Genomic DNA, 20,271 nt, shown 5'->3' with positions numbered 1-20,271 from the left:
TCGTCGAATGGAGCAGGGCATGCGTATCGCGCAGGTTTCGCCGTTGTATGAGAGGGTGCCGCCCGTGGCCTATGGCGGCGTCGAAAGAGTGGTGGCGTGGCTCGTGGACGGTCTCGTCGCGCGAGGCCACGACGTGACGCTCTTTGCAAGCGGCGACTCGCGCACGCGCGCGCGGCTCGTCTCGGGCAGCGACTGCGCGGTTCGTCTGATCGAAGATACCGCCGACCCGCAGGCCTTCCATTTCGCGATGCTCGAGGACGTGGTGCGGCGCGCCGACGAATTCGACATCGTGCATTTTCATACCGATTACGCGAGCTTTCCGTTTGCGCGGCGTTTGAGCTGCGCGTCGCTGACGACCTTGCACTGGCGGCTCGACGTGCCTGGCTTGAGCACGCTTTACCGGCAGTTCGCCGACATGCCGGTGGTCTCGATCTCCGCCGCGCAACGCGCGCCGTTGCCGTGGCTCAACTGGCGCGCCACCGTGCATCACGGCTTGCCCGTCGACCTGCTGCGCTTTCATGAAGAGCCGGGCGACTACGTCGCGTTTCTCGGCCGCATCGCGCCCACCAAACGCCCCGACCGCGCGATCGAAATTGCGCGGCGCGCGGGCTGGCCGATCCGCATCGCCGCAAAAATCGACAACGGCGATCGTGCGTATTTCGAGCAGGAAATCGCGGAGCTGTTCGAGCTGCCGCATGTCGAGTATTGCGGCGAAGTCGGCGATTCCGACAAGAACGATTTCCTCGGACGCGCGCGTGCGTTGCTGTTTCCGATCGACTGGCCGGAGCCCTTCGGCCTCGTGATGATCGAAGCGCTCGCGTGCGGCACGCCGGTGATCGCCTTCGATCATGGCGCGGCGCATGAAATCGTCGAACACGGCGTGACCGGCTTTCTCGTTCACTCCGTCGACGAAGCGGTCGACGCGCTCGCGAAGATCGACACCATCAGCCGCGCCGCATGCCGCGCGGCCTTCGAGCGCCGCTTCACCGTCGAGCGAATGGTCGATCGGTACGTCCGCATTTACGAAGCGATGCTGCGCGACGCGTGCGACGCGCAACCGCTCGAGGCCGGCTGAAACAAGGCTGAACAACACGCGATCACGGAGCGCTTTCCATGCGATTTTTTGCCATTGCGACCGACTACGACAACACCCTTGCATCCGACGGACGCGTTGCCGACGCGACGTGGGCCGCGCTCGAACGCCTGCGCGCGTCGGGCCGCCAGGCGATCCTCGTGAGCGGCCGCGAGATGGACGATCTGCTCGCGATCTGTCCGCGGCTCGATCTGTTTTCGCGAGTCGTCGCGGAAAACGGCGGCGTGCTGTACACGCCGTCGACGGGCGCGCGGCGCCTGCTCGCTCCACCGCCGCCGTCGGCTTTCGTCGACGAATTGCGAAGCCGCGGCCTGCGCCATTTCAGCGTCAGCGAAACGCTCGTCGCGATGATGAAGCCCGCGGAACAGATCGCGCTCGCGGCGATTCGCGATCTCGGCCTCGGCTTGCAGATCATCTTCAACGGCGACGCGGTGATGATCGTGTCGCCGGGCATATCGAAAGCAACCGGCTTGCATGAGGCGCTCGACGAACTCGCGTTGTCGGCCTTCAACGTCGCCGGCGTCGGCGACGCGGAAAACGATCACGCGCTGCTCGACGCGTGCGGTTTCTCGGTGGCGGTGGCAAATGCGCTGCCGGCGTTGAAGCAGCACGCCGACATGGTCACGAGCCAGGCGGCTGGCGCGGGCGTCGCGGAACTGGTCGACGCGATCGTAAAGGACGACCTGCGCGAACGCGCGTGCGCCGCGCCGAAGAGCCGCGTGCTGATCGGACATGCACGCGATGCACGCGATGCACACGACACGCGCGAACCCGCGGACCGTTACTGCCCGGCGCACGGCACGGTCGCGCTGCTCGCCGGCGAATCGGGATGCGGCAAGTCGACCGCGTGCGCGGGTCTGCTCGAACGCCTCGCGGGCATGCATCAGCAGTTGTGCATCATCGATCCGGAAGGCGACTATCAGAACGACGAGGATACGATCGTGATCGGCGACGCGCACACCGCGCCGGTCATCGATGAAGTCGTGCAGTTGCTGTTGCGGCCTCCGCGTCCGGCAGTCGCGGTCAATCTGCTGCGTGTGCCGTTGCCCGAGCGGCCCGCGTTCTGCGCGTCGTTGCTGCTCGAAGTGCAGCAGTTGCGTCTGCGAACCGGGCGGCCGCACTGGCTCGTATTCGACGAGGCGCATCATTTGTTTCCGGCTGGCTGGGCCGGCGCGAACCAGGCGATTCCGCAGGCGCTCGAGACCGCGCTCGCGATCACCGTTTCTCCGCAGCAACTGGACGGCGCGTTCCTGCGTCAGGTGAACCTGATACTCGCAATGGGTCCGAGCGCCGGCAAAGCGGTGCAGGAACTCGCGAACGCCACGGGCCGCCCGGCGCCGCAGCTTCAGGAAACGCAGCTCGAAACAGGGCAGGCGTTGTTATGGCGGCTCGATGAGCCCGAGCCCGAAGGCGTGATCCGGCTCGAGCCGGGCAGCAAGCATCGCCTCAGGCATCGGCGCAAATACGCGGAAGGGCTGCTGATTCCCGAGCGCAGTTTCTATTTCCGCGGACCGCAGAACGCATTGAACCTGCGCGCGCATAACCTCGTGCTGTTCGTCGAAATCGCCGAGGGCGTCGATGCGGGCACCTGGCAGTATCACCGCGAGCGCGGCGACTATTCGCGCTGGTTCGAAAAGGAAATCGGCGATCCGGATCTCGCGGCGCAAGCGCGGCAGATCGAGCAGGACGCTTCGCTCGATGCAGCCGCGAGCCTCGCGCGCATCAAGGCCGCCGTGCAGGAGCGTTATACGCAGCCGGAGAATCCGTCGATGCCCGCGGTGCTGACGGCGAAGAATGCGGACGTGGCGACGGCAGATGGCGGAGACGCGGATGGAAAAAAAGAATAGTTCGGATGGCGTAATAAATCCGCGCTCGGGGCTTGCGCGACGCTAATCTAATCGACGCGCGCGAGGCTCGCGTTCGGTTTGCGCGCGGCTTTGCGACGACCATCCAGCGGTGCCGGACTTGTCAGCATCGGCGACGCAGTGCTCACCGTGCGTTCCGCTCCACGCATCGTGCTGAGCGTGTCGAACAGCGCACGCACATCGGCGGCATTGGACCGCACATCGAAACACAGCGCGAGGCGCTCGAGCATGTGCAGCGCGTGCGAATGGCGCTCCGCGTCGCGAGGTTCTTCACGCCACAGCGCGGCCAGCGAGAGCGACGCGCGCAGCTCCCACATTGTCGCGCCTTGCCTGCGGGCCATTTGTATGGCCGTGGTGAAATGCGCTTCGGCGTCGGCGGATCGGCGTCGTGCGCGCGCGGCGATACCGAGCACGCGCCACAGTTCAGGGACGAACATCATCTCGCCGTTGTTCTCGCAGAACTGCAACGTGTCGTTGAGCCGGCGCACCGCTTCGTCGATTCGTCCTGCTGCAACGAGCGCTTCCGCATAGGCCGCGATGAACAGCGTGATGAGCCGGCGAAAGCCCCGCGCGATCAGCGCGTCGAGCGAACTCTCCAGCAATGCGACGCCTCGCTGCAGTTGGCCGTCGAGAATGTCGCGATGCGCGGACAAACAGTTGCAGTAGTCGCGCCACACGTCGAGCCCATGCAGCGCCACCTGCGAGCGCATGATGTCCAGATACACGGCGGCGCGGCCGAGGTCGCCGCACATCAGCGAGAGCGGCGCGGCCGAAGCGCCGAGCGTATGCGTGAGCGACGGCTCCATGATGTCGGGCCGCACGAGGCCGACGAGCGTGTCGACGAGCCGCATCGCCTCGCCGCAATGTCCCTCGAGCCATGCAATGCGCGCGAGCGTGCCATTGCAGTAGACGAGCGGATCGACGGCAATCGTGTTGTCGCGCTGTCCGCTGTATTCGAGCTCGGCGAAGCGGTTTCTCGTGCGAAGCAGTTCGGCCTTGGCCTCCGCATGGCGGCCGAGGCAATGCTGCGAAATGGCGGCGATCTGATCGGCTAACGTTTCCTGCCAGGCGTTCTCGCGTTGCTGCGCGAGCTGCCGCAAGCGCACTGCGAATTCCGCCGATGCGTGGATGTTGCCGCTTGAAATCATCGTGGTCCACAGGCCCCACAGGGCGCGCGCGTGGTACGCGTCGTCGGCGCGTTCCGTTGCGAGCGCATAGACCTTGCGCCACAATTGCTCGGCTTTCGAGACCGAGCCGCGCACATGCGGCAACGCCGAAGCCAACGCCGCGCGCACACGCATTTCGTCGCGCGCATCGATGCTCGCGGCGGGCAGCGCGTCGAGCGCGTCGAGCGTGTCGACGGCGCGCGTCGCGCGTTCGCAGCATTCCGCGATCATGCCGCCGTCGAGCAGCGCAGCCGACAGCGTCGATGCCAACTCGACGCCGAGTTGCACATCGCCGTCGGGCGAAAACGCCCAGTCGTACGCATGGCGCGCGTCGTCGAGCGTGTGTTTGAGTGCGGCGGCGAGTGCGGCGGCGCTGTCCGCGTTGCCGCGCACGGTTTGCGCGGTGTGCGTGATGAAGCACTGCGACAGATAGCGCGCGTGGCGCACCGCGAGTTCCTGGCGCTCGCCTTCGGCTTGCAGCTTGTCGAGCGCGTATGCGCGGGTCGATTCCGACAACCGGTAGCGCGCGACCGGCCCGTCGAACTCCACATTCACGAGCGACTTCGCGAGCAGTTCGCTGATCGCGATGATCGCATCGGCGACCGTCAGCGACGCATCGCATGCGACCGCGCACATTGCTTCGAAGCTGAACACGCCGCCGAACACGGCGCTTCGCCTGAACAGTGCCTGCGACTTCGCGTCGAGCAGCGCGAAGCTCCAGTCGAAGGTCGCGCGCAAGGTCTGGTGACGCGGCAACGCAGTGCGATAGCCGCCCGCGAGTATCGCGAGGCGATCGTCGAGCCGTTGATACACGCCGACCACGCCGAGCGTCACGACGCGCGCGGCCGCCAGTTCGAGCGCGAGCGGAATGCCGTCGAGCCGCCGGCAGATTTCGCCGACGAGCCGCAGTTCGGCGCTGTCCGTGGCCACCTCGCGCTGCATCGAGTTGGCGCGCAGCAGAAACAGATTGACGGCGGAGCGCCGCAGGATGTCTGCATCGGCGCTGCCGGGCTGCGGCACGTCGAGCGGCTCGACGCGAAACACCGCTTCCGCCATGATCCGCAGCGGCTCGCGGCTCGTTACGAGCATGCGCAAATCCGCGTTGACGGCGGCCAATACTTCGACGGCCTCGGCGACGTGCTCGATCACGTGTTCGGCATTGTCGAGCACGAGCAGACGGCGTCCGGCGAGCGCGGAAGCGATTTGCGCGAGGCCCGGCGTGGCGTGTTCGACCGGCAGTCCGCAAGCTTGCGCGATGGCGGCGAGCACTTCGTCGCGCGTGCCGAGCGTCGCGAGTTCGACGAACCAGACCGGTTCCGTGAAGGGCTCAGTGACATCCGCCGCGGCCTGGCGCGCGGCTTCGACGGCGAGACTCGTCTTGCCGATGCCGCCCGCGCCGACGAGCGTCAGCACGCGCGTATGGGCCAGCATCGAGCGGATCTGGACGACGTCCGCTTCGCGCCCGACCAGTTGCATGCGCAACGGCGGAAGCGGGCGTCCGACCGGCGCGCATTGTGCCTCTGGCGAAGACGCCGCGATGCTCGCCGCACGGTGCCGCTGCACGAGCTGATAGCCGCGGCCAGGCACGGTCAGGATCAGGTCGCGGTCGGCGCCGAGAATCTTGCGCAACGCGGACAGATGAACCTGGATATTGTTTTCCTCGACGATGGTGTTCGGCCACACGGCGTCCATCAACTCGTCCTTGGTGACGAGGCGGCCGCCGGCCTTGACGACCATCGCGAGAATGTCGAAGGCGCGCGAGCCGAGCGGCACACGTTCGCTGTCACACCATAAGGTGCGCAGTTCCAGATCGATTTGAAAGCGGCCTAGTTCAATCATGTCGTTTTCAATTTCCGGACAACGGGCTGAGGGAAAAACGTGCAGGCGGTAGGGCAGAAATTACCGCGTCCGCGCCTCGGCGTCTTGTCGGTTAGTGCGATGCTTTGTAGGAAAGTCTCGCGATGGCGAGCGCAGACGGCTGTCATGCCGGCGGGGCGTTGCGTGCGGCGTGTGGCGCGTGACGTGCGGCGCCTGACGTGCCTTAACGCCCAGCCTGTCGACGCCAATGTCCAGGGGGCGTGCCGACCAGTTGCGAGAATGTGCGCGTGAAATGGCTCTGATCCGAAAACCCACAAGCCATGGCGATGTCGGACAGCGAACGGTCCGATCGTTTCAGAAGTTCGCGCGCCTGGTCGACGCGCCGCTCGAGCAGCCATTGATGCGGCGTGCGCTGCGTGGTCTCGCGAAACGCGCGAATAAAATAACTGCGCGACAGATTGCACGCGCCCGCGATCTCTTCAATAGAAACATTGCCCTGCGATCTGGCGAGCAGCATCTCCTTCGCGCGCGCTTCCTGCAAGGGTGAAAGACGGCGGCTCGCCTGACCCGTTCCACGCGCGGGCTCGCCATATCGATCCAGCAGATGCGTGCCGATGGTCACGCCAAGTTGTTCGACGAAAAGCGGGCTCGCGTTGTTCTCTGCGTCGAGTGTGAGCGCGAGCACCTGAGCGAGATGGCCGAGCACCGGGTCCTTGTGTCCCGCGACGGTCGCGATGCGTGCGAGGCCGCGGCCGCGTTCATGGCAGGTGTCGCTGACGAACGCGCGCGACAGTTCGATCAGCACGAAGTCGAAGCCGCCCAGCAGTTCGGCGCGATAGTCGTCGGCGAGATCGCGCACGTACACCGAGTCGCGCTCGAACTCATGCGTGGTCCATCGATGCTGCGAGTGGATGCGCCGCCGATGTCCCGTTCTCAGCGATACGCCGATCAGAAAGCCGCGGCCCGAGCCGTCCATGACGACCGGGTTCATGTCGCTGCCGAGCGTGCATTTGCGATAGAACCTGAACTCGCCGGTATCGAGTTCGCGGTCATGCTGCAAGCGGCTCGACAGACAGCCGAGCGAATCCTCGCGAGCCGCGGTGGCAGACCCTGTGGAAGAAGCGGTGGAAGAAACGGTGGAAGAAACGGTGGAAGAAGCCCCAGTGGAAGAAGCGGCGGATGCAAGCCTATCGTTGAGCATGGTCGTTACCCCTGTTCGTCGCAGCGCCCGACTGCATGCCGTTAATTTACTCGGAAATAATTAAATGTAAGTGAATTGTCATTATGCCGGGTTTTCCGGCGAATTGGGGATGGCGGCTCATTCGCCATATGCACAAACAATAGGCAAAAAGCGCGATAAGAAGCGCACAAGAAGGGCGAGAGCCGCGCCGGGACTGGCTTTGCGCGCAGGAGCGGGATGGCGGACGCCCGGCGGCAATTGATTTTGTGATTTCTTTAGACGTATTGCCGCAATCGAGCGCGTGTCAAAATTCAGCGCCGACAACAGTCATGTATTTGAAGTGCATCTATTAATCGGCAACGCGCGCTTTGCAGCCACGAAGAAGGCGCGGCGCCGCTGCAATCGCGGCGCCGCGCCTCAGCCATTAACGGCATTAACAGCTAACAGCATCAGCTCTGCAGGAACTCCAGCAGATCGGCATTGACCTTATCCGCGTGCGTCGAGCACATGCCATGCGGCGCGCCGGCATACACCTTCAGCGTCGCGTTCTTGACCAGCTTGGCCGACAGTCGCGCCGCGCCGTCGATCGGCACGATCTGGTCGTCGTCGCCGTGAAGGATCAGCGTGGGCATGTCCATCTTCTTCAGGTCCGGTGTGTAGTCGACCTCGGAGAACTGCTTGATGCATTCATACTGGCCTTTGATCGAGCCGAGCATGCCTTCGCGCCAGAACTCGTCGATCAGGCCTTGCGACACTTTCGCGTTCGGCCGGTTGAAACCATAGAAGGGCACCGCGAGGTCCTTGTAGAACTGCGAGCGGTTCGCCGCCACGTTCGCGCGAATGCCGTCGAACACGGACATCGGCAGGCCGTTCGGATGCGCTTCGGTCTTGACCATGATCGGCGGCACTGCGCCGATCAGCACGGCCTTCGCGACGCGCGCGCTGCCGTGGCGGCCGATATAGTGAGCGATTTCGCCGCCGCCCGTCGAATGGCCGACGAGCGTCGCTTCCTTCAGATCGAGCGCGTCGATCACCGCGGCGAGATCGTCCGCGTAGGTGTCCATGTCGTTGCCATGCGACGGCTGGTCCGAACGGCCGTGGCCGCGGCGGTCATGAGCGATCACGCGATAACCCTTCTGCACGAGGAACAGCATCTGCGGGTCCCAGGCGTCCGCGTCGAGCGGCCAGCCGTGCGAGAACACGACGGGCTTACCGGTGCCCCAGTCCTTGAAAAAAATCCGCGTGCCGTCTTTCGTCGTGACCGTGTTCATGCTGTGTCGCTCTCCGTGATGTGAGTGAGATGAGTTGCCCGCATGGCTCGCGCCGCCGGCCGATGCCGCGGCCATCGCGGCGCCGGGCGCGGCAAACGCGGCAACGGCCGCGCTTGCGCCCGCTGCGAGCAACTGGCGGCGATTGGCCGATGGAACTGCGGATGAGTTAGCCAAAATATTCTCCGTACCTGTGACGTTGTTGTGTGCCGCTTTCAATGCTACGGGCGCGCATAGTCGCCGTACTTCAGATTGCTTAATTGTTGTTAACCTCGTGTTGTTAACCTCGTGTTGTTAAGCGCGTGTCGTTAAGCCCGTGTCGCCCGTCACGCCTCATCACGCATGCCGTCCCGACTCGAACAGGAACCACACGCGCTGTTCGGCTTCGTCGATCCAGTTTTCGAGCAGGCTTGCCGTCGCGACATCGCCATACTCGTCGCACAGCGAATGCGTTTCGCGCATATAGCCGGCAAGCGCCAGGTTGTCCTCGCGCAACTCGGCGAGCATGTCGTCGGGCGTGACGAAGTCCGCGTCGTTATCGGCGATGCGCTGCAGCTTCGTGATGTGCCCGGCCGAGCGCAGCGTCTTTCCGCCGATCTTGCGCGCGCGCTCCGCGATGGGATCGGTGGTCGCGTAGATCTGGTCCGACTGTTCGTCGAGCAGCAGGTGATAGTCGCGGAAGTACGGGCCGGACATATGCCAGTGGAAGTTCTTCGTCTTCAGATAGAGCGCGAACACGTCGGCGAGCAGCGTGGTCAACGCGGCGGCGATGTCGCGCGTCGCGTCTTCGCTGAGGCGGGTCGGCGTCTTCAGCGGCGCCGCGCGATGCGCCGCGGCCTCTTTGATGTCTTTCATGGCGATTCCTTTTTAAAGGCGAGTGAGCAGCGGGTCGAACGTGTCGAAGCATTCGGTTTACCGCGCTGCCAGTGTAAAAACGCCGCCCGCAAAAAGTCCTGCAGAAAAGATGAAAAGTTCTGAGGCGCATCACCCTCTCGCCACGCATCGCCGGACAGTTCTTTTAAGAACTATTAAGGGCTTGCACAAGGACTCGGCAAAACCCCGCCGATAGACTGCCTCCCAGTTCGACTCGCCATGAGTGCGAGCCCCGCACTCATCCCAGTCTGCCTGTCCTTTCCCACTGGAGCCCGTCATGTCCCAGGACCCGTCAACCGGATTCACCCCGGCCGAAGTCGTTTTCTTCAACGGCAAAATCGCGACGCAGGACGACAAGCGTTCGTTCGCGGATTCGCTTGCCGTCGCGAACGGCCGTGTGATCGCCGCAGGTTCGCGCGATGCCGTGATGCGTCACGTGAACGACGCCACCCGCCATGTCGATCTGAAAGGCCGCACGGTCATTCCGGGTCTCAACGATTCGCATCTGCACATCATTCGCGGCGGTCTGAACTTCAACATGGAACTGCGTTGGGACGGCGTGCCGTCGCTCGCCGATGCACTCGACATGCTGCGCAAGCAGGTCGCGCGCACGCCGGCGCCGCAGTGGGTTCGCGTGGTCGGCGGCTGGAACGAATTCCAGTTCGCCGAGCGGCGCGGCCCGACGCTCGAGGAAATCAACGCGATCGCGCCGGATACGCCGGTGTTCATCCTGCATCTGTACGACAGCGCGCTGCTGAATGCGGCGGCGCTGCGCGCGGTCGGCTACACGAAGGACACGCCCAATCCGCCGGGCGGCGAGATTCAACGCGACAAGCGCGGCAATCCGACCGGCATGCTGATCGCGCGGCCCAATGCCGGGCTGCTGTATGCGACGCTCGCGAAGGGTCCGAAGCTCGCGCTGGAAGACCAGCGCAACTCCACGCGCCACTTCATGCGCGAACTGAACCGCCTCGGCGTGACGAGCGCGATCGATGCGGGCGGCGGTTATCAGGCCTATCCCGACGACTACGCGGTCATCATGGAGATGGCCAGGCGCAATGAACTGACCGTGCGCATCGCCTACAACCTCTTCACGCAGAACGCGAAGAAAGAGATCGAGGACTTTGCGAAGTGGGTAAAGATGACGAAGCCCGGCGAGGGCGACGACTTCCTGCGCGTGAACGGCGCCGGCGAAATGCTGGTGTTTTCCGCAGCCGACTTCGAAGACTTCCTGGAGCCGCGGCCCGATTTGCCCGACACGCTCGAAGTCGAACTCGAGGCGGTGGTGAGACTGCTGGTCGCGAACCGCTGGCCGTTCCGTCTGCATGCCACGTATAACGAGTCGATCGAGCGCTTCCTGAATGTGTTCGAGCGCGTGAACGCCGACATTCCGTTTAACGGCCTGCGCTGGTTCTTCGACCATTGCGAAACGATCACGCAGAAGAACATCGAGCGGGTGCGCGCGCTCGGCGGCGGCATCGCCATTCAGCATCGGATGGCGTATCAGGGCGAGTACTTCATCCAGCAGTACGGCGAAGAAGCGGTCAAGCACACGCCGCCGATCCGCCAGATGCTCGACGCGGGTCTGCCGGTCGGCGCGGGCACGGACGCGACGCGCGTCGCCAGTTTCAATCCGTTCGTGTCGCTTTACTGGATGGTGTCGGGCAAGACGGTCGGCGGCACGGCGATGTATTCGAGCGCGAACAAGCTCGACCGCATGGAAGCACTGCGCCGCTACACGGTGGGCAGCGCGTGGTTCTCGAACGAGGACGACCGCAAGGGCGCACTCATGCCGGGCCACTTCGCGGACTTCGCGGTGCTGAGCGACGACTACTTCAGCATCGACGAAACCAGTATCAAGTACCTCGAATCGGTGATGACGGTAGTGGGCGGCAAGGTCGTCTATGCGGCCGACGAGTTCGCGCCGCTCGCACCGCCCGACCTGCCGGTGAGCCCGTCGTGGTCGCCGGTCGCCGAGTTCGGCGGCTACAGCCGCTATAAGCCGACCGCGGTGGCCTGTGTGGACGGCTGCGTGAATCTGTGCGGCGTGCACGCGCATGCGCACGGCTGGGCGTGGCGCAAGAACGTGCCCGTTAGCGATTCGAACGGCTTCTGGGGCGCGCTCGGCTGCAGTTGCTTCGCGTTCTGACGCGCGGCGCACGCACCAGGCACTTCATGTTGCGCCCGGCTCTTTAATACATCGTCGCAAGCGGGAACCCTCATGCCGACTCTGACCGATGGCGTGCTCTATGGGCTCGGCATTCTGGTTCTCGACTTCCTCGCGTGGCGCTTCATGGGCCGCCGCAGCGAGCAGGCGCGGCTCGCGTTGCGCGCGCTGATGTTCGGCCTGTCGAGCTACGTGCTGTTTAGCCACGGGATGAATCCGCTGCGTGAGGCGCCGTGGTCCGCGGAACCGGTGCGCCATCTGCTCGCGCAGATTCTCGAGGTCGTGTGGTGGCTGCAGGGCGCGCGGCTTGTCACCGTCGTGCTCGACCGGATGGTGTTGCCCGACACCTGGCACAAGGAGCGTCTCTTTCAGGACGTGCTCGGCGCGCTGGTGTTTCTCGCGGCCGCGGTCGGCGCGATTGCGTTCGTGCTGCAACTGCCGGTGCGCGGGCTGCTCGCCACTTCGGGAGCGGTCGCCGTGGTGCTGGGTCTCGCGATCCAGAGCACGCTGAACGACGTGTTCTCCGGCATCGTGCTCAATGCGACGCAGCCGTTTCGCATCGGCGACTGGATCACCATCGGCGAAGTGGAAGGCCGGGTCGTGGAGAGCAACTGGCGCGCGACGAGCCTGCTCAACTCGCAGGGCAACATCGTCGTGATTCCGAACAGCGTGGCCGCACGCACGAACATCGTCAATGCAAATCAGCCGATGCACACGCACGGCGTGAGCGTGGTGCTGCCGGTCAAGCCGTCGGTTCGTCCCGCGACGGTATTGCAGGCGCTGATGCACGCCGCGGCGAGTTCGCCGGAAGTGCTGACCGAGCCGAAGCCGCTGGTGAGCGTGAAGCGCGCGACCAACGACGCGATCGAGTACGAGATCGTTTGTTATGTCGACGCGTGGACCAAGAAGATCGGCGTGCGCAACGACCTTTACGACCTCGCGCACCGGCATCTGCTATCGCGCGGTGTGGTGTTGCGGCCGTTGTCGGTGGCGGAACCCACGGGCGAGCCCGCCGACGAAAAGCAGCGACTGCTGCGCAACGTGCTGATCTTCCAGACGCTCGACGACGGTGAAATCGCCGAGCTTGCCGCGCAATTGACGCCGCACGAGTTCGACGCCGACGACACCATCTACAGCGCCGCCGACGAGGGCGGCCACGAGTTGCATATTCTTGCGCGCGGCGTCGCGAAAGCGGTCGTGACGAAAGAGGGCGTCGAGGTCGAGTTGCGCAGGCTCGCGCCAGGCGACTCGGTCGGCCAGTCCGGAATACTCGCCGGCGTCAGAACCGGCGTGATCGTGCGCGCACTGACGCGGGCCACGGTGTTCCGGCTCGACAAGGACGCGCTGACACCGATCCTCGCGCGGCGGCCGGATGTGGCGCGCGAAATGTGCCGGCTGCTTTCCGTCCATCACGAAAGCGAAAAGATGCTGCTCGCGCCGTCCGCGAATGCCGATGCGGGCAGCGGCGGCTTGCTGCAATGGATTCGCGACGGCGTGCGGCGCTTTCACGAACTCGCGCTGTAAGCGCGGGTGTGCGCTTGCGCTTATTTCCGCTTCAGGCTTTTTAAGTTTGCGCCAAGGCTTTTATCGGCGGCAATCGTTACGCTGTTCAAGGCTCGGTCGATGGCCTGCCGATGGCAGCCTTTCGCGTGTTCGCAGGAATCGCGCGAGGACTACGGCCCGATGAAGAGGCCCGCGCGGAGGCCCGCGCGATGCGCTACGTGGAGGAGATGAGATGAACAGGACCATAGCGGGCATCGCGATGCCGGACAGTGCGATGGCCCGCGGGGCAACCGAACGGGTCCGCGCGACGGAATCGGCGCTGATGTTCCATCACGCGCAGCGGGCGTTTTTATTCGGCGCGTTGACCGGCTATCGCGAGAACCTGGTGTTCGACATCGAACTGCTGTACGTGGGCGCGATGTTTCATAACGTGGGCCTGAATATCGTGCATCGCGGATCGTCGTGCCGCTACGAGGTCGATAGCGCGAACGCGGCGCGGGACTTCATGCGCGAGCACAAGGCCGCGGCGAGTGCGATCGACGAAGTCTGGCTGGCGGTCGCCCTGCATACGACGCCGGGCATTCCCGAGCATGTCGCGCCGCTCGCCGCGTTGCTTGCCGCGGGCGTGCAGATGGATGTGCGCGGCGCGTGCTACGACGAATTCGCCCCGCAGCAGCGCGACGAAATCGTCGAGGCGTGTCCGCGGGAAGCGGGCTTCAAGAAGCGGATTCTCGAGGAATACGCGCGCGGCATGGAGTTTCGTCCGCATACGACGTTCGGCACCGTGAACGCCGACGTACTGGACCGGTGGGACCCGAACTACCGGCGTCTGAATTTTTGCGGGCTGGTGCTCGGTTCGGAATGGCCGAACTGAGCATGGCCCCGATAGGAGATTGACATGGGCTACATCATTTCTTTGGGCGTCGGCTTCGGCGTCGGACTGCTCTACTGGCTGCTCAAGGTGCAGTCGCCGGCACCGCCGTTGATCGCGCTCGCCGGCCTGCTCGGCATGGTGCTCGGCGAACACGCGATCCCTGTCGTGAAGGGCCAGCTCTTCACGCCGAGCGCGGCGGTCCAAAGCGCGCCGCCCGCAGCGGATGGCGCCGCGCAAAAACCGCTCGCGCCGGGTGCCGCGAAAGAGGGTGGTTGATTCCAAGTTAGTGCGCAGTTGATTCCCACGTTAGTGCAGCGATTCCTCCGCTCCATTGCACACGCATTTTTCCAACACGATCAGGTCATGCATATGTTCCATTCGCTCCAGCGTTTTCGTCCTCTCGCGGCGGTGTCCGCCGCACTGCTCATCGGCCTAACCGGCCTCACGCCGTTCACATCCGCATTCGCCGATGCGGGTCCGCCCGAAGTGCCGAGCGCGAAGACTGCGCTTGCCGCGCGTCATCCCGATGTGTCGGTCGGTCCTCAATACGACACGACGCACGTGTATGTCGCTTCGGCGGATCTGGACGCGTTCGTCAACAGCTTCATCGCGACGTTCGGCGGCAAGGCGTCGCCGCGCGCGGTCTTCACCGTCACGCCGACGCCGAGCCGCACCGCTTCGCAATATGTGCAGACGCCGGTGGGCATGCTCTCGGTGTTCGGCTTCGAAACGCCGGTGCCGTATCCGTTCGGCAATGAGCGTACCGGCTATCTGGTCACCAATATCGATCAGGCCGTGAAGGCCGCGCGCGCGGCGGGCGCCGACGTGCTCGTCGACAGCTTCGACGATCCGATCGGCAAGGACGCGATCATCCAGTGGCCGGGCGGTCTGACGATGCAGCTCTACTGGCACACCAAGGCGCCCAACTATGCGCCGCTGCAAAGCGTGCCGGATAACCGCGTGTACGTGTCGCGCTACGAGGCCGACAACTTCGTGCGCCGTTGGGTGCACTTTTCGCACGGCAAGGTGCTGTCCGACAATCCGCGCGCCGATGGCGGCGTGATCGGCCGTCCAGGCGAAACGATCCGCGAGATTCGCATCGCTTCGGGCTTTGGCCGTATGGTCGTGTTCGTCACCGACGGCAAGCTGCCGTTCCCGTTCGGCCGCGACACCACCGGCTATGCCGTCGACGATGTCGCGCAGACGCTGCAACGCGCACAAGGGGCCGGCGCGAAGGTGCTGTATGCGCCGTACGCGCCCAATGGCAGCGCGGCGGGCAAGACCGCGATGCTTGAGTTCCCGGGCGGATATATCGCCGAAGTGCACGATGGCCGCTAAAGCGACCGCGATGCAGATGACGCAGACGATGCACGCAACGTCGGCGGCGGCGAGTTCACGCAAGGTGGAGACGACGGCGCGTGCTCGAACGGCGCGCCGTACCGCGCTGCGCGCGTGGCTTTTCGCCACGAGCGTGACGACGGGACTGGCAACGGGCCTGACTGCGGCTACGCCGGCTCTGGCCGCAGAGAGCGCGTCGGGCACCGCCGCGAATACGGCGAGCGCCACCAACACGGCGCTAGGCAGCGCCGACGACACAGCCCTCGTCAGCGCTCCCGCCACCAGCACGTCATGCGCGCGCCCAGCCGTGATGTTCAACCGCTGGCAGGAAAACTGGTCGGCGCTCGCGAATCCGTGCGTCCCGAAGCGTCCGTTCGATTCGCTGAAATACATCCCGCTGTTCGGCAATCCCGACGCGTACGTGTCGCTCGGCGTGGTGCTGCGCGAGCGGCTCGAAACCAACGACGCGCCGCTCTTCGGTCTCGGCTCGGGGCATGCCGACACGTATCTGCTGCAACGCCTCGAAGTGCATGCGGACGTGCGCCTCGGTCCCCACGTGCAAATCTTCACGCAACTCGAGGACGCGCATCCCTACGGCAAGAACACGGTCTCGCCCGTGGACAAGAATCCGCTCGACTTGCGTCAGGCGTTTGTCGCCATCGTGGAGCCGCTCGGGCCTGGCGTGATCAAGTTCCGCGTCGGCCGCCAGGAGATGGCGTTCGACTTGCAGCGCTTCATCTCCGTGCGCGACGGCCCGAACGTGCGCCAGGCGTATGACGCGATCTGGGCCGACTACGAGACCGGTCCGTGGCGCTGGATCGCCTACGCGACGCAGCCGGTCCAGTACCGCGACAACAGCGATTTCGACGATGTGTCGAACCGGCATCTCACGTTCAGCGGCGTGCGCGTGGAGCGCCAGGGCGTCGGTCCCGGCGACGTGTCCGCGTATTACTCGCGCTACAACCGCAGCAACGCGCGCTTTCTCGACGCGACCGGCGACGAGCATCGCGACGTGTTCGACGCGCGCTATGCGGGCAAGCTCGGTCACGTCGACTGGGACGTCGAGGGCATGTATCAGTCGGGGCATGTGGGCACGAAGACGATCGGCGCATGGGCGGTCGGCTCGCTCGCCGGCTACACGTTCGCGTCCGCGCCGTGGACGCCGCGCGTCGGCATCCAGGTCGATGCGGCATCGGGCGACAACCATCCGGGCGACGGCCGCGTCGGCACCTTCAATCCGCTGTTTCCGAACGGTTATTACTTCGCGCTCGCCGGCTACACCGGCTACGCGAACCTGATCCACGTGAAGCCCTCGCTCGTCGTCAAGCCGACCAGCAAGCTCTCGCTGCTCGCGGGCGTCGGTCTGCAATGGCGCGAGACGACCGCCGACGCGGTCTATCAGCAAGGCTCGGCGGTCGTGCCGGGCACGGCGGGACGCGGCAGCCGATGGACCGGTTTCTATACGCAACTGCGCGCCGACTGGGCCGTCACCGCGAATCTCGCGGCGGCGCTCGAAGCCGTGCATTTTCAGGTGGGACCGTCGCTGCGCGAACTCGGCGCGCGCAATGCCGACTATGTCGGCGCGGAGCTGAAGTTCGGCTGGTAGGTAAGAGAGAAGAAGAGAGCGGCAACGGGTCACGCATACAAAGGTCATCGCAATGAGCACTTCCGGTTTTTCGCTCGACGCCTCGCAACCGTCGGAGCTCGAGTTTCCTTATTCATCGCTCGAATACCGGCAACATCAAATGTTTCCGCGTCTGTCGGCGGCGGAGATTCAGAGCGTGCGGCGCTTTGCGCGGCCGATGAGCTTCAAGGCGGGCGAACTCATCTTCAAGACCGGCGAAGTCGCGCTCGGACTCTTCGTGCTGCTGCATGGACGCGTGCGGATTTTTTCGCGCGACAGCTTCGGCCGCTCGACGCTCGTCACCGAACACGACGACGGGCATTTCATGGCGGAGATGGCGCAACTGTCCGGCAAGCCGGCGCTGATCGACGGTCTCGCGCTGACGGACGCCGAGACGCTCGTGATCGAACCCGAGCGCCTGCGCGCGCTGATCGTCGCCGATGCGCAACTCGGCGAGCACATCATGCGTGCGCTGATCTTGCGGCGGCTCGGACTGATCGAGCAGGGCCTCGGGCCGATCATCGTCGGCAATGGCGACGATGCGCGGCTCGTCGGCCTGCAAGGCTTCCTGCGCCGCAATGCGTATCCGGCGACCGTGATCGACGCGCGCTCGGACCCGGAGGCGGTCGCGCTGCTCGGCGGCATGACGACCGGCCCCGGCGATTTTCCGCTGGTGTTCTGCCCGAACGGACATGTGCTGCGCGCGCCCGATGAAGCGCAACTCGCGTCGTGCCTCGGACTCGTGCCGACCTTCGAGCAGTCGCATCGCTACGACGTCGCGATTGTCGGCGCGGGTCCGGCCGGACTCGCCGCGTCGGTGTATGCGGCGACCGAGGGACTGTCCGTCGCCGTGTTCGATCAGCGTGCGCCTGGCGGCCAGGCGGGCGCGAGCTCGCGCATCGAAAACTATCTCGGCTTTCCCACCGGCATCTCGGGTCAGGCGCTCGCCGCGCGCGCATTCCAGCAGGCGCTCAAGTTCGGCGCGCATCTCGCGATTCCCGGCAAGGTCACGGAGGTGCGCCGCGATGACGGCATGTTCGCGCTGACGCTCGTCGACGGCCAGCGCATCAGTGCGCGCACGGTCGTGGTGGCGAGCGGCGCCGCGTATCGCAAGCCGACGGTGCCCGGCTTCGAGCGTTTCGAGGGACGCGGCACCTACTACTGGGCATCGACGATCGAAGCGAAGCTCGTCAAGGGGCAGGACATCGTGTTGATCGGCGGCGGCAATTCGGCGGGGCAGGCGGTGGTGTTTCTCGCCAACTTCGCGCGCAGCATCCGCATGCTGATTCGCGGCCGCGATCTCAACGCGAGCATGTCGAAGTATCTGATCGACCGGATCGGTTCGCTGCCCAACGTGTCGTTGTGCACAGGCTGCACGCTGAGCGAGCTCGAAGGCGACGAAGCGGGCCTCACTCAAGTGCGCGTGCGTCACGAAGCGAGCGGCGACGAAGAAGTCGTGGCCACGCGGCATCTGTTTCTCTTTATTGGCGCGGACCCGAAAACCGATTGGCTCACGGCGAGCGGCGTCGAACTCGACAATCGCGGCTTCGTCGTGACGGGTATCGCAAGAAGCGACGCGGGCGGCTCCGCGGCGGGCCTGCGCTATCCGCTCGAAACGAGCGTGCCGGGCATGTTCGCGGTCGGCGACGTGCGCTCGGATTCGGCCAAACGCGTGGCCGCGGCGGTCGGCGACGGCGCGGCGGTCGTCGCACAGATTCATGCGTATCTCAGCCAGCCGGCGAAAGTCGCGGCTCATTCCTGACGGAGCAGAAGATGAAGTCGTTTCAACGTAGCTGGACTTTGCATGCGGCCGCGCGTTGCATGATGATTTTGGGCATGGCCGCGAGCTTTTTATGCAGTGCGGCGTTCGCGGCCGCGCCGCAAGTCAAGACACAAGGGCCGGGCTTTTACCGGCTCATGCTCGGCAACTTCGAAGTGACGGCGCTGCTCGACGGCACGCATCCGTTTCCAATCGACACGGTGATCGAAGACGTGTCGAAGGCGGAGATCGCGCGCGACCTCGAACGCGATTTTCTGAGCGCGCCGGTGCAAGGCTCGATCAACGCGTTTCTGATCAACACGGGTTCGAAGCTGATCCTGATCGACACCGGCGCGGGGGTGCTGTACGGCGATTGCTGCGGCAAGTTGCTCGGGAATCTGCGCGCGGCCGGGTATCGGCCCGAACAGATCGACGAAGTGTTGCTCACGCATCTGCACAAGGATCATGTGGGCGGGATCGTGATCAACAGTGCGAGCAGCGGCACGATGGCGTTTCCGAACGCGCTCGTGCGAGCAAGCCGGGCCGAAGCCGACTACTGGTTGAATCCGGCCAACAAAGCGAAAGCGCCGGCTTTTCTGAGCACCTTCTTCGACGCCGCGAGCGCAAGCGTCGCGCCGTATATCGCGGCGGGCCGCTTCAAACCGTTCGATGTCGACGTCGATAGCGATATCGAACTCGACGCAGGCATCCGCGCCATCGCGTTGCCTGGACACACGCCTGGCCACACCGGTTATCTGATCGAGAGCGGCACGGAGCATCTGCTCGTGTGGGGCGACATCGTGCATGTGGCCGCGATCCAGTTGCAGAACCCGACAGCTTCGGTCGAATACGACACCGACGCCGCCGCTGCACAACGCTCGCGCCGCAGCGCGCTCGAACTCGCCGCGAATCGGCGCTACCTGATCGGCGCCGCGCATATCGCGTTTCCAGGCCTCGGGCATATTCGAAAAAACGGCGGCACGTATGACTGGGTGCCGGTCAACTACGAGGCCGCGCCTGGCCACTGATGCGGCCACTGATGCGGCCACTGAAGCAGCCGACGTTGCGAGGCGAGCCGCCTGCAATGTGGACCACCGGCGCATAGTCAACACTCGAGGAGAATCGCGATGCACATCGAATCCCCCGCCAAGCAATGCACGAATGCAGCCAGGCACGAAGCGGGCGTGCATCGTGACGAATGCCGTGCAGCGCGCGACGAGTGCGAGCATGAACCTGAACATGAGCACGAATACGCGCGCGACGGCACCAGCGCGCCCATCTGGAATCACGTGATCGAGCGGCTCCTCGCCGGCTATCGCGGCGACGCCGAAGGCGAGCCGTATCGCGTGCTGCCGCTCACGCGCGAGGCCGCCAACGGGCCGTCGCGGCATCGGCAGGTCGAGGTGATCGAGCGTCTGTCGGAGACGTCGATTGCGGTCCTCTGGCAGGACGCCACGCTGTGCCGTTATGCGGACCAGGTGTGGATCAGTTGCCGCGCGAGACTGAAGGGACGCTGCGCGCTGAGCGGCGCGACGATCCGCCGGAACGACATGATCTACAAGCCGAGAGTGCGCAGCGCGGTGCCGGTCAACGCCGCGGCGATGATTCTCGCGTCGGTGGTCGAGCTTCAGCACCCGCTCGTTCAGTACAAAAATTTTGAACGATAGGTTCAGTTTTTTCCGCGCATGCGTGATTACTGTTGGTCTAGACTTCGGGGACTCATCGCCGGGTAGCCATTGCCCG

At 64.9% G+C, this 20,271-nt stretch carries 15 protein-coding genes; 11 read left to right on the top strand and 4 right to left on the bottom strand.

All coding sequences use genetic code 11. From position 1 onward, the window contains the following. The first annotated feature begins 19 nt into the window (after positions 1–19). The gene (locus tag C8K18_RS13930) at positions 20–1,075 is read left to right on the top strand and encodes a glycosyltransferase family 4 protein (RefSeq protein ID WP_107707792.1); all 1,056 of its coding nucleotides are present in this window, start codon (positions 20–22) and stop codon (positions 1,073–1,075) included. Positions 1,076–1,113: 38 nt separating this feature from the next. Further along, positions 1,114–2,940, top strand: a complete 1,827-nt coding sequence (locus tag C8K18_RS13925; protein ID WP_107707791.1) for an HAD hydrolase family protein — start codon at positions 1,114–1,116, stop codon at positions 2,938–2,940. A 47-nt stretch (positions 2,941–2,987) separates the two neighbouring features. On the opposite strand, the gene C8K18_RS13920 is transcribed toward C8K18_RS13925, so the two are convergent. The 4 genes from C8K18_RS13920 to C8K18_RS13905 all read right to left on the bottom strand — a co-directional run bounded on the left by C8K18_RS13920 (position 2,988) and on the right by C8K18_RS13905 (position 9,245). Next, the gene (locus C8K18_RS13920) at positions 2,988–5,963 is read right to left on the bottom strand and encodes a winged helix-turn-helix domain-containing protein (protein ID WP_107707790.1); all 2,976 of its coding nucleotides are present in this window, start codon (positions 5,961–5,963) and stop codon (positions 2,988–2,990) included. A 202-nt stretch (positions 5,964–6,165) separates the two neighbouring features. Next, positions 6,166–7,143: a helix-turn-helix transcriptional regulator gene (locus C8K18_RS13915; RefSeq protein ID WP_107707789.1), complete on the bottom strand. Its 978-nt coding sequence runs from the start codon at positions 7,141–7,143 to the stop codon at positions 6,166–6,168. A gap of 428 nt (positions 7,144–7,571) precedes the next feature. Beyond that, positions 7,572–8,393, bottom strand: coding sequence for an alpha/beta fold hydrolase (locus C8K18_RS13910; RefSeq protein WP_029968505.1), 822 nt, complete (start codon positions 8,391–8,393; stop codon positions 7,572–7,574). A 333-nt stretch (positions 8,394–8,726) separates the two neighbouring features. Continuing rightward, the gene (locus C8K18_RS13905; protein WP_006049061.1) at positions 8,727–9,245 is read right to left on the bottom strand and encodes a Dps family protein; all 519 of its coding nucleotides are present in this window, start codon (positions 9,243–9,245) and stop codon (positions 8,727–8,729) included. A gap of 295 nt (positions 9,246–9,540) precedes the next feature. Between C8K18_RS13905 and C8K18_RS13900 the strand changes: the two genes are divergently transcribed. The 9 genes from C8K18_RS13900 to C8K18_RS13860 all read left to right on the top strand — a co-directional run bounded on the left by C8K18_RS13900 (position 9,541) and on the right by C8K18_RS13860 (position 20,195). Further along, positions 9,541–11,412, top strand: a complete 1,872-nt coding sequence (locus C8K18_RS13900) for an amidohydrolase (protein ID WP_107707788.1) — start codon at positions 9,541–9,543, stop codon at positions 11,410–11,412. Between the two features lie 72 nt (positions 11,413–11,484). Next, positions 11,485–12,954: a mechanosensitive ion channel family protein gene (locus tag C8K18_RS13895; protein ID WP_107707787.1), complete on the top strand. Its 1,470-nt coding sequence runs from the start codon at positions 11,485–11,487 to the stop codon at positions 12,952–12,954. A gap of 211 nt (positions 12,955–13,165) precedes the next feature. Continuing rightward, positions 13,166–13,807 carry a phosphohydrolase gene (locus tag C8K18_RS13890; RefSeq protein ID WP_053858123.1) on the top strand — a complete coding sequence of 214 codons (642 nt, stop codon included), beginning with the start codon at positions 13,166–13,168 and terminating at the stop codon, positions 13,805–13,807. Between the two features lie 24 nt (positions 13,808–13,831). Further along, on the top strand, positions 13,832–14,083 hold the full coding sequence (locus tag C8K18_RS13885; RefSeq protein ID WP_006049057.1) for a DUF1427 family protein: 252 nt from the start codon (positions 13,832–13,834) through the stop codon (positions 14,081–14,083). A 93-nt stretch (positions 14,084–14,176) separates the two neighbouring features. Then, positions 14,177–15,145, top strand: a complete 969-nt coding sequence (locus tag C8K18_RS13880) for a glyoxalase (RefSeq protein WP_107707822.1) — start codon at positions 14,177–14,179, stop codon at positions 15,143–15,145. Then, complete coding sequence (locus C8K18_RS13875; RefSeq protein ID WP_258196114.1) at positions 15,135–16,751, top strand: alginate export family protein; 1,617 nt, start codon at positions 15,135–15,137, stop codon at positions 16,749–16,751. The genes C8K18_RS13880 and C8K18_RS13875 overlap by 11 nt, the downstream gene beginning before the upstream one ends. Before the next feature lie 52 nt (positions 16,752–16,803). After that, positions 16,804–18,531 (top strand): FAD-dependent oxidoreductase, encoded by a 1,728-nt coding sequence (locus C8K18_RS13870; RefSeq protein WP_006049053.1) that lies wholly within the window; start codon positions 16,804–16,806, stop codon positions 18,529–18,531. Positions 18,532–18,542: 11 nt separating this feature from the next. Next, positions 18,543–19,556: an MBL fold metallo-hydrolase gene (locus tag C8K18_RS13865; RefSeq protein WP_107707786.1), complete on the top strand. Its 1,014-nt coding sequence runs from the start codon at positions 18,543–18,545 to the stop codon at positions 19,554–19,556. A 99-nt stretch (positions 19,557–19,655) separates the two neighbouring features. Next, positions 19,656–20,195 (top strand): DUF3331 domain-containing protein, encoded by a 540-nt coding sequence (locus C8K18_RS13860; protein ID WP_107707785.1) that lies wholly within the window; start codon positions 19,656–19,658, stop codon positions 20,193–20,195. Positions 20,196–20,271 lie beyond the last annotated feature (76 nt).

This window comes from Paraburkholderia sp. GV068, assembly GCF_003058125.1.
Taxonomy (GTDB): domain Bacteria; phylum Pseudomonadota; class Gammaproteobacteria; order Burkholderiales; family Burkholderiaceae; genus Paraburkholderia; species Paraburkholderia graminis.
The sequence above is the reverse complement of the archived record's forward strand: the minus strand, read 5'-3'. Positions and strand labels throughout refer to the sequence as shown.

Bases quoted from the DNA above. Each gene is read 5' to 3' on its own strand.
- C8K18_RS13930 (WP_107707792.1), top strand. From the start codon at position 20: ATGCGTATCGCGCAGGTTTCGCCGTTGTATGAGAGGGTGCCGCCCGTG.
- C8K18_RS13925 (WP_107707791.1), top strand. From the start codon at position 1,114: ATGCGATTTTTTGCCATTGCGACCGACTACGACAACACCCTTGCATCC.
- C8K18_RS13920 (WP_107707790.1), bottom strand. From the start codon at position 5,963: ATGATTGAACTAGGCCGCTTTCAAATCGATCTGGAACTGCGCACCTTA.
- C8K18_RS13915 (WP_107707789.1), bottom strand. From the start codon at position 7,143: ATGCTCAACGATAGGCTTGCATCCGCCGCTTCTTCCACTGGGGCTTCT.
- C8K18_RS13910 (WP_029968505.1), bottom strand. From the start codon at position 8,393: ATGAACACGGTCACGACGAAAGACGGCACGCGGATTTTTTTCAAGGAC.
- C8K18_RS13905 (WP_006049061.1), bottom strand. From the start codon at position 9,245: ATGAAAGACATCAAAGAGGCCGCGGCGCATCGCGCGGCGCCGCTGAAG.
- C8K18_RS13900 (WP_107707788.1), top strand. From the start codon at position 9,541: ATGTCCCAGGACCCGTCAACCGGATTCACCCCGGCCGAAGTCGTTTTC.
- C8K18_RS13895 (WP_107707787.1), top strand. From the start codon at position 11,485: ATGCCGACTCTGACCGATGGCGTGCTCTATGGGCTCGGCATTCTGGTT.
- C8K18_RS13890 (WP_053858123.1), top strand. From the start codon at position 13,166: ATGAACAGGACCATAGCGGGCATCGCGATGCCGGACAGTGCGATGGCC.
- C8K18_RS13885 (WP_006049057.1), top strand. From the start codon at position 13,832: ATGGGCTACATCATTTCTTTGGGCGTCGGCTTCGGCGTCGGACTGCTC.
- C8K18_RS13880 (WP_107707822.1), top strand. From the start codon at position 14,177: ATGTTCCATTCGCTCCAGCGTTTTCGTCCTCTCGCGGCGGTGTCCGCC.
- C8K18_RS13875 (WP_258196114.1), top strand. From the start codon at position 15,135: ATGGCCGCTAAAGCGACCGCGATGCAGATGACGCAGACGATGCACGCA.
- C8K18_RS13870 (WP_006049053.1), top strand. From the start codon at position 16,804: ATGAGCACTTCCGGTTTTTCGCTCGACGCCTCGCAACCGTCGGAGCTC.
- C8K18_RS13865 (WP_107707786.1), top strand. From the start codon at position 18,543: ATGAAGTCGTTTCAACGTAGCTGGACTTTGCATGCGGCCGCGCGTTGC.
- C8K18_RS13860 (WP_107707785.1), top strand. From the start codon at position 19,656: ATGCACATCGAATCCCCCGCCAAGCAATGCACGAATGCAGCCAGGCAC.